General features: G+C 39.4%; 13 protein-coding genes and 1 tRNA gene. 12 read left to right on the forward strand and 2 right to left on the reverse strand.

Going from position 1 to position 14,619, the window contains the following annotated elements:
- Positions 1–418 precede the first annotated feature (418 nt).
- Complete coding sequence (gene dusB, locus ACRD7P_RS20455) at positions 419–1,414, forward strand: tRNA dihydrouridine synthase DusB (protein ID WP_430909647.1); 996 nt, start codon at positions 419–421, stop codon at positions 1,412–1,414.
- 39 nt (positions 1,415–1,453) lie between these two features.
- On the opposite strand, the gene ACRD7P_RS20460 is transcribed toward dusB, so the two are convergent.
- Positions 1,454–2,659, reverse strand: coding sequence for an FtsX-like permease family protein (locus tag ACRD7P_RS20460; protein ID WP_430909648.1), 1,206 nt, complete (start codon positions 2,657–2,659; stop codon positions 1,454–1,456).
- Between the two features lie 2 nt (positions 2,660–2,661).
- Positions 2,662–3,054, reverse strand: coding sequence for a 30S ribosome-binding factor RbfA (gene rbfA / locus ACRD7P_RS20465; RefSeq protein WP_430909649.1), 393 nt, complete (start codon positions 3,052–3,054; stop codon positions 2,662–2,664).
- Positions 3,055–3,139: 85 nt separating this feature from the next.
- On the opposite strand from rbfA, the gene mce reads away from it, so the two are divergent.
- The 11 genes from mce to ACRD7P_RS20520 all read left to right on the forward strand — a co-directional run bounded on the left by mce (position 3,140) and on the right by ACRD7P_RS20520 (position 14,493).
- A complete protein-coding gene (gene mce / locus ACRD7P_RS20470) occupies positions 3,140–3,556 on the forward strand; it encodes a methylmalonyl-CoA epimerase (protein ID WP_430909650.1) in 417 nt (138 codons plus the stop codon).
- A 208-nt stretch (positions 3,557–3,764) separates the two neighbouring features.
- Positions 3,765–3,838 (forward strand) — tRNA-Ile (locus ACRD7P_RS20475).
- A 202-nt stretch (positions 3,839–4,040) separates the two neighbouring features.
- Complete coding sequence (locus ACRD7P_RS20480; protein ID WP_430909651.1) at positions 4,041–4,670, forward strand: Arm DNA-binding domain-containing protein; 630 nt, start codon at positions 4,041–4,043, stop codon at positions 4,668–4,670.
- 111 nt (positions 4,671–4,781) lie between these two features.
- On the forward strand, positions 4,782–5,249 hold the full coding sequence (locus tag ACRD7P_RS20485; RefSeq protein ID WP_430909652.1) for a DUF6730 family protein: 468 nt from the start codon (positions 4,782–4,784) through the stop codon (positions 5,247–5,249).
- Positions 5,250–5,561: 312 nt separating this feature from the next.
- A complete protein-coding gene (locus ACRD7P_RS20490) occupies positions 5,562–7,214 on the forward strand; it encodes a cyclic peptide export ABC transporter (RefSeq protein ID WP_430909653.1) in 1,653 nt (550 codons plus the stop codon).
- 60 nt (positions 7,215–7,274) lie between these two features.
- A complete protein-coding gene (locus tag ACRD7P_RS20495; protein ID WP_430909654.1) occupies positions 7,275–7,835 on the forward strand; it encodes a hypothetical protein in 561 nt (186 codons plus the stop codon).
- 394 nt (positions 7,836–8,229) lie between these two features.
- Entirely contained in the window at positions 8,230–10,506 is a 2,277-nt protein-coding gene (locus tag ACRD7P_RS20500) for a TonB-dependent receptor (protein WP_430909655.1), read from the forward strand.
- 63 nt (positions 10,507–10,569) lie between these two features.
- The gene (gene tnpA / locus ACRD7P_RS20505; protein WP_430909656.1) at positions 10,570–11,040 is read left to right on the forward strand and encodes an IS200/IS605 family transposase; all 471 of its coding nucleotides are present in this window, start codon (positions 10,570–10,572) and stop codon (positions 11,038–11,040) included.
- Between the two features lie 605 nt (positions 11,041–11,645).
- Positions 11,646–12,332 (forward strand): hypothetical protein, encoded by a 687-nt coding sequence (locus ACRD7P_RS20510; protein ID WP_430909657.1) that lies wholly within the window; start codon positions 11,646–11,648, stop codon positions 12,330–12,332.
- 401 nt (positions 12,333–12,733) lie between these two features.
- Positions 12,734–13,414: a response regulator gene (locus ACRD7P_RS20515; RefSeq protein WP_430909658.1), complete on the forward strand. Its 681-nt coding sequence runs from the start codon at positions 12,734–12,736 to the stop codon at positions 13,412–13,414.
- Between the two features lie 257 nt (positions 13,415–13,671).
- Positions 13,672–14,493, forward strand: coding sequence for a sensor histidine kinase (locus tag ACRD7P_RS20520; protein WP_430909659.1), 822 nt, complete (start codon positions 13,672–13,674; stop codon positions 14,491–14,493).
- Positions 14,494–14,619: the final 126 nt, after the last annotated feature.

A 14,619-nucleotide genomic window follows, 5' to 3' on the forward strand; every position in this document is an offset into this window, starting at 1 on the left:
CAAACTCGACGTCATGTTCACGGCCTTTATCTATATCGCCCTGATTTTCGATGCAATTAGTGTTAACACGCCCTAGTTGAAAATGATGTACTTTAATACAAGCCTTTCCCCGAGTACTCGGAGCGCAAATATTCAACAAGTCGGCAGTCGCATATGGTAGTCGACAATTGTTATGAACTACCACGCACTTTACCGCCAACTGGCCGCTATAACGTTGGTACAATGTTGAAAAACCACTTTATTCTTTTGCTTTAACCCTTTGCATTTTAAATGTATTGGGTTTTGTTATTTTCACCAGCTTTTTACCCGGTTATGGCCATCCAAAATAGGGTACGGCGTGGGCAAATGAAAAAGTATCGCCGTTATTTACGCGTCATTTTTGCTTAATTTTGCCGATAATAAAACCTATTTTAAGGAAATGCCATCTATCGGAGACATACAATTGCCCGACTTTCCGTTGCTTCTAGCGCCTATGGAAGATGTGAGCGACCCACCGTTTCGGGCGCTTTGCAAAGAACAGGGTGCCGATGTGGTGTATACGGAGTTCATTTCATCGGAAGGGCTCATTCGGGATGCCGCCAAAAGTGTTATGAAGTTGGACATCTACGAAAAAGAACGTCCGGTAGGAATTCAAATTTTTGGCGCTAATTTGGACTCGATGTTACGGTCGGTGGAAATCGTAGAAAAATCGAACCCCGATATTATCGACATCAATTTTGGATGCCCGGTAAAAAAAGTGGTCAGCAAAGGTGCCGGAGCCGGTATTTTAAAGGATATCGATCTTATGGTCTCGCTCACCAAAGCCATGGTAAACCACACCAAATTACCGGTTACGGTGAAGACCCGATTGGGATGGGACCATGATAGCATAAAAATTGTGGAGGTTGCCGAACGACTTCAGGACGTCGGGTGCAAGTCCATTGCGATCCATGGGCGTACCCGCGCACAGATGTACAAGGGAAATGCGGACTGGAAACCGATCGCTGCCGTAAAGAACAACCCCAGGATGCATATTCCCGTATTTGGTAACGGTGATGTCGATTCACCGGAAGCCGCCAAACGCATGCGGGACGATTACGGCTTGGACGGGGCCATGATCGGCCGGGCCAGCATAGGCTATCCCTGGTTTTTTAAGGAAGTGAAGCATTATTTTGAAACGGGAACACATTTGGCCCCTCCGACCATGCAGGAACGGGTGACCGCCGCAAAACGACACTTACAAATGGCCATCGACTGGAAGGGGGAAAAACTTGGTGTTTTTGAGACACGCCGCCACTATACCAATTATTTTAAAGGGATTCCAAATTTTAAGGAGTACCGAATGAAAATGGTTACGAGTGACGATTCGGCCGATGTTTTTGCCGCTTTTGAGGAGGCTTTGGCGGTTTTTGGCGACTATGAGTTCAGTCTGTAATTCCGCTGACACCCTCATCTTTTTTAAAACGGACGCCTTCTAGGAAGTAATCAGTTTCTTGTTGATGCGGCTGCTCGCAATTTTTGCGGCAACAATGCCCAAAACCATTATGGTGGCCAGTACAATGAGTACGTTCATGAATTGAAATTCTACCGGGTAAGCCAAGGAAGCCGTAATCTTGAACCACTCAAAAAACACCTGTGATCCAATAAGCAACGACCCCAAGAGTACCCCGATGCCACCGCCCAAAGTGGTGACCAGCACGCCTTGTACAAAGTAGATGCGCCGCAATTCCTTTAAGGTGGTGCCCAAGCTGTACAGGGTTTTGGAATTTTGTTTTTTATCCAAGATCATCATGGTTATGGCACCGACCACATTAAATAGGGCGATGACCAATACCAAGGTAAAAATAAGATAGGTGGCTACGTTTTCGGTATTCAGCATTTTGTAAAGGGTGCTGTTCTGTTCCTTTCTGTTTTTTACGCTGACCGTGTTATTGAATACCGCTGCAATTTCGTTTTTGATACTGGGGATGTCTTTCTCATGATGTACTTTAATGTTGATACCGGAGAGTTGGGTACTGTCCTTTTCAAGGAGCCGTCGCACACTGTCCAAATCGGCGAACACATATTTTTTGTCCAAACTCTCCTCAACACCGTAAACACCGCTCAATACAATGGGAAGTTCGTTGTAGATCGCTTTTTTTGATTGGGGCGAAATAAAGCCTTTTCCCGGTTTTAAGGCGGCGATCATCAATGGATTTCTGTACTGATCGGTACCGATACCGAGCAAGTTGGATATTTCGATTCCCGCTACGCCCTGTACTTCGTTTATGGTCCAGGTTCCATAAATAATGGTACTGTCCACTCCGGTAACCTTGTTGTACTGGCGATCTACCCCTTTTACAAATGCGATATGGCTTTTTTCCCGATGGTAGAGCAATACTTTTTCTTCCAGTTCCTTGGAATAGGAGGCAAGCCCTTCCATATTTTTTAGTTGTTCTTCCTGGGAAGGTGAGATCGTAAAAAACTTTCCCGTTTGTGGAGTAACCTTTATGTCCGGATCAAAAACATTGGTGAAAGAAAGGCTGAACGTTTTTAGGCCCGCGAAACCTGACAAAACGATGAACAGGGCCGCTGAACCGATCACGATTACCAAAAACGTAATGAAGTTAATGATATTGACCGCGTTTTGGCTGCTTTTCGAATGCAGGTAGCGCTTGGCAATGTAAAACGGAAAATTCAAGTTCAGGACTTTTTTCTTTTTGGGAGCAGTTCCCTATTCTTTATGGGGTTTTCCTCCCCTTTCAAGGACTTTTCTATGTTTTCGATATACTCCAGGGAGTCGTCCAAATAGAACAACAGTTCCGGCACACGACGGAGCTGGTTTCGGGTTCGTTGGGCCAGTTCGTGTTTGATCAAGGCCTGGTTGGAGCGTATGCCCTCCATTAAGGCGGGAGCTTCCTGGTTCGGAAAAATACTGAGGTATACCTTAGCTATTGATAGATCGGTGGTTACGGAAACTTTGGAAACGGAGATAATGGTCCCTTTTAGGCCCCCTTCCAAGGCGGCCCGTTGTAATATGTCAACAATATCCTTTTGAATGACCCCGCCTATTTTCTTCTGTCGTTGTGTTTCCATAGGGCAAAAATAGTTCTTTTAAGACTGTCACCACCATTTGGTACGCCTACGAGCCGTATTTTTACCCTATTAAGCGATAGGAATTATGGATAAAATAGAACATATCGGGATTGCCGTCAAGGATTTGGAAACGTCCAATGCCCTGTTTGAAACATTGTTCGGCGCTCCTCCCTACAAGGAAGAGGCCGTTGCATCGGAAGGCGTAATCACCTCTTTTTTTAAGTCCGGACCCAATAAAATAGAGCTGCTGGCAGCAACGAGGGAGGATAGTCCCATTGCCAAGTTTTTAGAAAAGAAGGGAGAGGGCATTCACCATATTGCTTTTGCGGTCACCGATTTGAAAGGTGAAATAGCACGGCTCAAATCGGAAGGATTCCGTGTTTTGAACGAAGAACCAAAAATGGGTGCGGACAATAAGCTTATCGCTTTTTTGCATCCTAAATCGACCAACGGTGTTTTGATAGAACTATGCCAAGAGGCACCTGCCGAAAGCGGTTCTTAGCGATAGACGTTGCTTTTCATCTGTTTAAAATTTTGTAGTTTGCTGAAAATGAAGAAACTAAAAATTTCTGCACATTCAGTAATTCGCATAAACTTATTTTAATCATCTTGGTAGGGTACGCTTAAAAAAGTTTATGCTCATTTCATACAAATGAAGGGCCAATATTTTTGTGTAGTTGAGGGTAATAGTTAAATTTGCGCCCTAATTCGGTCCTATAGCTCAGTTGGTTAGAGCATCTGACTCATAATCAGAGGGTCCATGGTTCGAGCCCATGTGGGACCACTTTTTGAATTCACTTCATATCAAATAAGACTGTAAATCATTGATTTACAGTCTTATGATTTTTTTCAGTTCTATTTATATTCCAATGATATCATCCAATTCGGTGCGCATTATGATATTCGCAAAAATGGGATAAAATCAGTGTTAAAGGATCGGTCGCCCTATTTCGACACAATCAGTTTAACCTAATTTAAATAGAAAAATGAAAAATGTATCCCTTGCAATACTCTGCTATTTGCGCGGCAACCGTTTGGACAAACAAGGCCGGGCACAGCTTTATTTTCGTATCACGGTGAATGGTCGCCGAAGTGAATTCAGTTTGGGAAGAAAAATAACGCCCGAAAAGTGGTGTTCCACCAGGGGCAGGGTCAAGGGAACTGAAGGCTTCCCTGTTCACCTATACGCCAACCGTATCGGTTTTGATGGAAGGGCATACAAGGACAGCTTTATAGGAAAACGCAGCCAACTGGCCGCCGAAAAGGTGGCCAAGGAAATGGGGCTGACCACGGCAAGGGAAGTAAGGCAAGAGAAACTTTTAGGAATGAAGGGCATTCGAAACGAGATAAAACAAATACATGATACCGTGATGGAAAAAGAGCGGCCCAAAGATTTTGACTCCTACTTCAAGTCAATGCAGAAATATAATGTAAAGGTCATTCCATTTATCAACAAGGGGAACAAGTTGCAAGGCTTTCGTTTCGAATACAAAGGGCACAATCTAAAAGGCAGCGCGGTACACCGCTCCCTATCGGGAGGGAAAATCGCTTTGGCCATTTCCAATAACAGCGCGAAAGGACTCACAATAGGAGAAGGCCAATTGGCAAAGCTGTAGAGGTTAGTGCCAACTTCGCCTTGACCTTTACCAAGAATCTTATCAAGAAAGGAATAAAGCGAAGTTTGGGAACGGGCATCGAGATATAACGAACGTTAAAAGAAGAACACTATGAAAAAGATGGAAGAATATATGGAACTGCTCACCGACGAACTATCCGGCTTTGAGGCCTCGATCAAAAAACTGGAAAGCCTGTACGGGAAACTCGATACCATAAAGGTGAAAGCGGACAGTTCCAACATTGAGCACCGTATCAGGGAGTTCCTTAACGAACAAGAACGAAGCACGGACCGCTTGGAAAAACGGATTACGGCACAGCAAAGCAAGATCGAGGCTTCCAGGGGCCTACCGGAGTGGTTATTGACCCTCTATGCCATCGGTATGTTGTTGCCCCTGTTCACCATCGGCTATTTCGCATATCAGGGTTACGGGCTTCAAGGTCAAAAGCGAAAAGCCTTTGAGCAGGGACAGCAACATATTATCGACCATTTTGGCGATTACTTCAAGGAGCATCCCGAAGCGTACGGGCCCTATAAAATTTGGAAAAGCAAGGACCCCGGTGTTCCAAAGGACCGTTAGCAAGTGCCCTATCCGGTTTTTGCTTTACGTTTATCTACCGGAACACTACAAAAACCGGACAGGATCCGCGCACAAGGTAAGTTATGGTATGATTTGGGACAAAGCGGACAAGGTGTTTTTTGCAGTATCAAGGCTGAAAAAGCCTTGATACGACATATCTATTTCCCATATTTTTAAAAAGAGGGTTAACACCTAAATTCAGACAAAGCTTTACGACCTACTTTTGATTCCTAAATGTTAACTTTTAGTATTAACAAGAGAGGAAGATAGATATTTCTAAAATTCTTGGATAAAAAGCATTTCGATTAAAAGATGAAGAAACTAGATTTTCTTAAATTATTAAAGTCCAAATCAAAAATCGTACTGCCCTTTCTCGGTTTTTTGGCAATCATTAATGGTCTGTGGAGCAGTAGCTTACTGCTGTTGGTAAACAATAAAATTTCCGGAACCCCTTTGCCTTTTTTTGATGAGTACGATTGGCTTATTTATTTGGTGCTTACCGTTAGCTCATTGTTGATATCCTATAACTTTCAAGCCTATATGTTGAAGATGACGTTGAATTTTGGAAATGAAATGATGTTGGAAATTTTCGATAAACTTAGATCGGCGAATTACGAGTCGTATCTTAAACTTGGAGAGGAAAGAGTACGAACAACCTTGGAAGATGTTGGTGTGCTAGGGAGCTTTCCGGATGTTTTCCTTTCCTTTTTCAATTCATTTGTAATGATTATTGTAGGTGTTAGTTATATGTTTTGGGTATATCCAAAAGGGGCCCTGATCATTTTGTTTTTGATAGTGGTGCTTGGTTTTGTTTATGTCAAAAGGAATGCGGTTATCGAAAAAAACATTGATGAGGCCCGATCTCTCAATGACATTTTTATGAGAAACGTCAACGACTTTTTGTTGGGGTTCAAAAAAATAAAGATGAATACCAATAGAAGCGAATCCATCTTTCACGGACATATTGCGAAAAACAGGCATAATTCTATAAAATTGCTAACGAGGGCACAGTTGGGGGACCTTGGTAATAATCTGATTGGGGATTACTCTTTTTATTTCGGAATAGGTATTATTCTCTTCGTACTTCCCTTGCTGTTCAATGTTGAACAGACCGTACTCTCTAGTTTTCTGATTACGATTTTATTTCTGATGGGCCCCATAAGCATTTTCGTTGATTTAATGGACAGCTTTATTCGTTTTAAAGTGGCTATTAACAGAATAAATGAATTCGCGGAAATAACGGAGACATCCCTGTTTACGGATAAAAATAATGATAGCAGGGAGTTTCCCGGTTTTGACCAGCTGAAATTTAGCAATATCAGCTATGAATATCTAGATAAAAACAACAATCCAGCTTTTAAATTAAAGCCTATTAATCTCAAAATAAACAGAGGCGAAGTGGTTTTTATTTACGGTGGGAATGGCAGTGGCAAAAGCACTTTCATCAACATGTTGTCGGGTTTGTATGTCCCCAAATCCGGCCAGGTATATTTTAACAACGAATTGGTTACAGATGATAACCGCGCGGCCTATAGGAATACAATGACGTGCATATTTGCCGATGATTATTTGTTTAGTGAAAACTATGACAACTTTGATTTGCTTCCATCGAATGATCGACTTACGGCCCTTCTGTCGAAAATGGCACTGGAAGGAAAAATACAACAAGACATAGCGAACAATAAAATACTCCATGACCTTTCAAGCGGTCAGCAAAAAAGACTTGCCTTGATTTATTCTCTTATAGAGGATAAGGAAATTTTTGTTTTTGATGAATGGGCGGCCGAACAAGATCCAGAGTTCCGCGCTTATTTTTACAAATCTATTATTCCCGATTTAAAGCGTATAGGGAAAACCGTCATTGCGATTACGCATGATGATGCTTACTATAAATACTGTGACCGACTGATAAAATTCGATTACGGAAAAATGCTCGAGGATACACCAAAAGAGTTGATTGCATAGCCTGTGTGAAAAGAGCGCCTTTAGATACACAAAATTTTAAATGTATAAATTGAATTAGTTATGAATGTACCTGAAATTAATGAAGTAAAAAAACATCTTGATAAGTTAAAAAAAAGTGCTTTAATACAAAATTGGGAGCTTCCGTACGAGAACCTTTTAACACGAAGAAGTGCTGCCATTTTCTTTTTAGATTTAGCCGATAATTCTGATTTGAAAAATAGCAAAGTACTAAAGGAACTGGAAAAGTATGATAACTTTAGTTACAGGGAGAATAGCGAGAAGACCCTTTCTCAACTTAGCCTGAGAGTAACATTTAGTGAAGAAGAATTTAAAAAGAACAATCCTACGCCAAAAGAGGACAAAGTGTTGCCCAAAGTGGAAGAAGGTACAAAAGCAAAAAAAGGCGAGCCTAAGAAAAAGGCCACTACCGCCAAGGCTTCTGGGACTAAGGTGAAAAAGGAAACCGCGAAGGGAAAGTCTACTTCATCAGCTTCCAAGAAGACTTCTGCTTCGGCAAAAAAACCTGCTGCGGCAAAAAAAGCGACTAAGAAACAACCTGCTTCCAAAAAGTCTTCTAAGTCAGCTTCCGAGAAGACCGGAAAGGAAATGACATCTGTTTAAAGGTATAAAGTTGAGTTTTTATGAGCCTATGAATAGATAATTAATGCTGCCACGAAGTGGTAGAAAGTAAACCCAACTTCGTTTTGTCAATAAATCGTTCATCCGGTTTTGAGATAAAAATTGAACAGTTGGGTTTGATTTTTCTTTGCTTTTTAGAAAGGTCCTATTCGAGTTTCATGCAATAATTAATGATAATGCAAGTGTTATGTCTGTAAATAGACCTCTTGAGATATCATAAAAATGTGATGATGAAAGGTTCTTTTTCCTAAGTACCTTTTTGATTTTTTTTACTATGGGTAATATGTCCAAAAAATGCGTTTCTTACGGGAATCTATTCAATCAATTCTCTAGAATTGGAATAGCACTGATTGTTTTATTAGTACCTACTGCCATTTTGGGGCAGACACTAAACCAAACTGTTAAAGGTAAGGTGATCGATGCCACTACGGGAGGGCCACTTACCGGGGCTACAATTAGTTTGTTGAATGCCGACCCTCCGAAGGGGGCTATAACAGACTTCGATGGTTTTTTTGTAATAGAGAATGTTCCCATTGGCAGGCAATCTTTTTTATGCAACTTTTTAGGATATGAGGATGCTTTGGTTCCTGAAGTATTAGTTGGTTCTGCGAAAGAGGTTAATTTAACCATACAATTAACGGAGTCTTTGGAACAGTTGGATGAGGTTGTATTGATAGCACGAAAAGATAATATCAAGCCGAATAACAAACTGGCGACCGTAAGTGCCCGTTCTTTTAGTGTTGAAGAGACCAAGCGGTTTCCTGCAAGTATAAGTGATCCTGGTCGTATGGCGCTCTCCTTTGCCGGGGTTACCAATTCAGATGATTCTACCAATGAAATCATCATACGGGGAAATGCACCTAATCAACTATTATGGAAAATTGAAGGGGTAGAAGTGCCCGAACCCAACCACTTATCTGAAGATGGTTTTTCACCCGGTGCGGTTAGTCTACTGAGTACAAATATGCTAGGGAAGTCAGATTTTTTTACGGGAGCTTTTCCTGCCGAATATGGTAATGCCTTATCCGGTGTTTTTGACATAAATCTGCGCAACGGGAACGTTGATAAGGGGGAGTATGCCTTTCAATTTGGTGTTTTAGGCACCGATATAGCTTTGGAAGGACCCTTTAGTGAAAACTATAAGGGGTCCTATCTGGTGAATTATCGTTATTCAACCTTGACCCTTTTAAATGAGATTGTTGAAGTGTCCGAAAATTCTGTTCCCAAGTATCAGGACCTCTCCTTTAAGATAAATTTGCCATTGGGAAAGAAAACCAAGCTATCCCTATGGGGTATAGGAGGTATAAGCGAAGATAATCTGGACAACCAAGATGATTCTGCGCCGGGGCAGTTAGAGGATGATAGGCTCGAATCGAAAACGTATATGACCGGCTTGAACCTAAAACATTTCTTAAGTGACAAAAGTACCCTCGATGCTTCTGTTTCTTATTCAGGTAATGAGAGCGATAACGAACTATCAATTGTGAGTACTATAAATGACAACGCCTTAAGTGAAAATGATAATTTAAAAAATGATGCGTTTCGTTTTAGCTTGAATATGACGAACAAATTTAATCCTAAAACCATCTTAAAGACAGGGGCAATACTAAGCTATTTGAATTATAACGTATTCAGTAATATCATAATCAACAATGTTGAGGAGGTGCAAATAAATCAGGAAGGTAATGGAACAATGGCCCAGTTTTTTGCGCAAACAAAATATCGATTTAATAAAAAGCTGTCGTCTACCTTTGGGGTTCACGGAACCTATTTTTCAATCAATGACAACTTTCGATTGGAACCCCGTGCAGGGTTGGATTATAAAATAAATCCCAAACATACACTAAGTGCAGGTATTGGTATTCATTCAAGAAGGTTGCCGTTAAACCAGTACTTTACAATCGTAGAAGATGAGGCAGGTACCGCAACCACACCGAACGAAGGTTTGGATTTGATGAGGGCGATACATTATATCATAGGATACGATTGGCGGATAATAAAAAATGGCCACCTAAAAATTGAGGCATACTATCAAGACATCAATAAAGTTGCTGTGGCCCAAAACCCAAGTTCAACAGATGCAGTAATTAACGGTCAGTATATCGACCTAGAACTGGTAGCCTCGGGAATCGCGAGAAACTACGGTTTAGAATTGACCTTTGAAAAGTTTTTTTCGCAGCAATATTACTTTTTGACAACGGCCTCTTTTTTTGATTCCAAGTATAAGGCGGCCGATGGGCAGTGGTATGATAACAGATTTAATTATAATTATACCCTTAATTTGGTTGCGGGCAAGGAATTTTCGATGGGTAAAAATGGGAATAATATACTTGGGGTGAATGGTAAGGTATTGCTAAACGGGGGAAAACGGGAATCTCCCTTTGATCTTGCTGAGTTTGATCGATCCGGTGATTTTGGTATTGTGGAAAATCAGCGAAATACCATTCAGCTTAAAAGCTATTTTAGACTAGATGTAAGCACGTACTATAGAATCAACAGGGCGAAAATTGCACATATAATTTCTTTGGATGTTCAAAACCTTACGGATAGGGAAAATATCGATCAGCAAATCTTTGATCCGGTCAATAGGGTTGTCAGACAAGAATCTCAATTGAATCTTGTACCTGTAATTAATTATCGTATAGAGTTTTAATCATTATCATTCCCTGAGGTTCTGCCTCGGGTATCGCGTATTGATATTCCTATACTCGTGGATATGAGTGAACATATCCATAAGAACGATAACAAAAGCTTGCTTTTGAACCATTTTGTTTGTCCTATCAAATATAGAAGAAATATCGTGAGCGATTCGGTCTCGGAAATTTTCAAAAGAATCTGTCTTCAGATCGAGGAACGGTTGGAGATTTATTTTTTGGATATCGAGCTTGACAAGGACCATGTCCATTTTCTGATCCAGAGTGTTCCTGTGAACGCCCCGGAGAAGATAATCGGTGCGGTGAAGACCATCACGGCGAAAGCGATTTTCCGCTTGTATCTGGAAGTCAAGCACATGCTTTGGGGCGGCAAGTTCTGGACCAGCGGATATTACGTGAATACCCTAGGGCAGTATACCAATGAGGAGGTAATCAAGAAGTATCTCCAAAATCAGGGCAGAACAAACTATAAAGAATTGCATAGAAATCAACTAAAATTATTTAGACACCCCGATGGCTCTGTCGCGAGGTAGTTCATTTTTAATAAGAGGAACCATTAATTTTATATAGAATTTACGTAGTAACCATTTGGTAAAGCCGCGCTAAATTTTTAAAAATATTACACTAACCTCTTCGTCAAAGTATTGTGGTAGTTTTGGGATAATATAAAAACCTACGTAATGAGGCATCGGGGAATTTTGATGACTAGAGTAGGTTTAATATTAAGTTCTTTGAGTCGCTATGATATAATCTATTTTCTAAAATGATATGTGTAACTGGTGTAGTTCTTATTTCTGACAGCCAAAGGCCCAAAAGTGTAGCCCAAAACATGGAACCTTAAACTTCAAAAAATGATAAGTTGTTGATAATCAGATATATAATATGGAAAGGTAACATCTGCTTAAAAACCTCTTATTCAGTGTAAGAATAAGCTTAAGGCATTTTGTCGAATATGTCAAAATTTTGTAAATAAAATAATAAAAAATAGATCAATATGTCCTATCTTGGTTTCAAAGTTCCGGCTATATTGCCTAAATTTTTGATAGAAGTTTAACAGCATTCGGTCAGCAAAAAAACCTTAAAAATTTCCGTTGCTAGACTGTTGGATTGTTGATTCTTTCAAGAAATGTAAAAAAGAGTGAGTTTAGAAATTAAAAAAAAGTATTTATCATTACTGAAAACGAATAATCTTGAATCGATAAAACTTACATCACACCTAAAATTTGATTTTCTTTTTGTAGACGTTAATACTCCTCAAGGCGGTGTACTTCACATGATGATAGATGTGAAGAAAAATATTTTACCAAAATTTATTCCGCTTTGCAGTTTTATATATTATACCAAGCACGATAAGGCCAATAGCTTTCTTCTAAAAGAACTTGGTTTTCATAAGAAGTTTTCTTCATATTTTAACGTTAAATCATTTTCGGGTAAGCAATACGTTAGGGTTGTATGTAAGAAGCCGAATATTCGTTTAATTACCACATTCGCTAAAAATCCAAAAAAGGAAGAACTAGGGCGATTCATCAAACAATTTAAAAATCAGAGAGTTGTGGTAAAATTAATCTCAAAGCAAAGGACTGGCTACAAAAGCGAAGAGTTCATTATTAGGAGCAAAAAAACCATAAAGAATGTAAGCTATTCCATATACAATACCCTTCTGACTTATTGCATTAACAACCTTACAGTATTTCTTTTAAAGGGTATACGCTTTAGAATTGATACATTTTTAGCCTTCATCAATAAAAATTGCCCAAAAAACTTAACTATGAAGCCTCCCTATCGCATTTATCAAAAATATGTTCGGTCAAGCCTTGTATTTTGACCGACGTCATAGTCATAAAAAATCCTGTTATATGAAAACATACATTTCGAAGTTATATCACCGAAAACTCCCAAGCTCAATTATCTATTTTGTTCACTGTTTTTTGAATAGGAACAAAGTTTATATCGTGAAATGAGAAACTCAAAATCAAAAAGAAATATATTGAAAAAGCGACTCCTTGGAATTAGGAAAGAAGCCGTTTTTTAACCCAAATGAAATCATATTAAATACTAGGGTAAAATTGATATTTCACAAGCAAAAATTTCAATTTTTTTTGTAACTCGCAAACCTGTCATGGCCCTAAATTTTACACTCTGTTACCGACCAACTCGCAATAATTCAAATAAGAATAACGATTAAGTATAATATTGTACTTATGGTTTCCTTTTAAAACCTCACCCATGAAAGTTAATTTGAAAAGGAAGAACGACAACTCTTCCGTATTAATTGTAGATGATCATTTAATTGCCAGAGAAGGACTGAAAAGAATGTTAGAAGCCACCACTAATTACAAAGTAGTTGGCCAAGCTAAAGACGGTTTCGAATCTATCAAGCAGATTTCGAATTTAAAGCCCGACATTGCTTTTATCGATGTTAACCTTCCAAAAGTTAATGGACTTCAAGTCCTAAAGAAAATAAAGAGAACTGAATCACCCACAAAAATTATCTTGTACGGAAACTTTATTTCCCACTCTAATTATGGAAAAGCCATTGCCAACAAGGCGGATGGTATCTTACTAAAGGAGTGTACCTGGGAAGAAACCTTATCTTGTATAAAAACGGTACTGTACGGGAAACAATACATAAGCCCAATTTGTTTAAAGCATAATGTTCCCGCCATTATCCTTGATGAAACGCTACACAGAAAAGAGCTTGAAAGGCTCCAGAGATTAACCGAAAAGGAGATGACCGTACTAAAATTGGTCTCTGAACAAAAAACTACCGCAGAAATTGCCGAAATTCTCTTCAGAAGTAAGAAAACAATAGAAAATGTTAGATATTGCATATGTAGAAAACTCCGGATTTCTGGTCCCAATAGTCTTACTATGTTTGCGTTGAAAAGGAGTGCTATCTTTAGTTAGCTTCCCCCCCTTTCTGCTATTTTGCACAAAATTTTAAACCCTCTGAAGTTATCGACAGGAGACAAACCCCTATTTTATTTGGGGCTATTTCTCTTACAGTATGGTTTGCTGGTTTCCTAAGCTCTAATTTGAGCGAAATGACATATAGACGGCCATGATGTCTCGTTGTACGCTGGAAATCATCCCGTATGCCTGAGTATATCGTATTTTTTCTCCGGTCTCATAACTCCAGGAGTATACCCTTAAAAACACTCACATTGGATTCGAACATATATTTTGCAGTACTGGCAATGCTAATGGGATATTTTATTCGCTGGTTTTCAACAAGGCGCACAATCCGCACAAATGAGGAAGCGTTTAATCATTTAAAAAAGGTCATGGAAGAACTGGATTTTTCAATAGGCAGGAAAAATCAATTTATCAATATGTTGATTCATGATATTAAAAGTCCGTTAAATTATCTTAAAACGAGGATTCAGTTGATACGACTTAATGGTACAACTGTCAAAAATGAGGATTTTAAGTTTTTTAACAATATTGAGAAAGATATCGAAGCTATTAACCATTTGTTGAATGACATGATTAATTGGGCACCGAAGTTCGAGAAAGGCCAAATGAACTATCTAACTTTTAATTTATATGAACTGATCAATAGCAACCTTCAAATCTTTGACTCTATCATAGAAGAAAAACAACTGCGTATTAATTTGAATATCAGTAAGGAACAGACTGTTGAATCTGATGCAGATATCATCTCGTTCATCATTCGAAATTTGTTGAGTAATTCTGTAAAATATACCGATCAGGGAGGCGAGATTCATATCTATCACAGAAAGCAGGAAAATAGTTCCGAGATTATTATAGAGGATAACGGAGTAGGTATGAACAAAGATGTTATTCGTAAGTTAGATGAAAATCAAAGAGCGGCCAAAACAAATAAAGAGGGTTCGGGCTTTGGTCTTTTGTTTTCTAAAGAAATACTTCATAAAATAGAGGGGAAACTCTGCATAGAAAGCCAAGAAGGGGTGGGTACTACTTTCGTTTTAACAATCAAAACCAAACCCGTAGCTGTAGGCTAGCAGGGCCGTCTTATTGTATTGGACGCGTCACGGCAAATTACTGCGATTCTGACACTATCCCATTAACTGTGTAAGTTAAAAATAACGAGGGTTAGACTTTTATCTAAAGTCGGACCCTTTTTTCAT

It is taken from the genome of Maribacter sp. 2-571, from assembly GCF_050589625.1.
Lineage (GTDB): Bacteria > Bacteroidota > Bacteroidia > Flavobacteriales > Flavobacteriaceae > Pelagihabitans.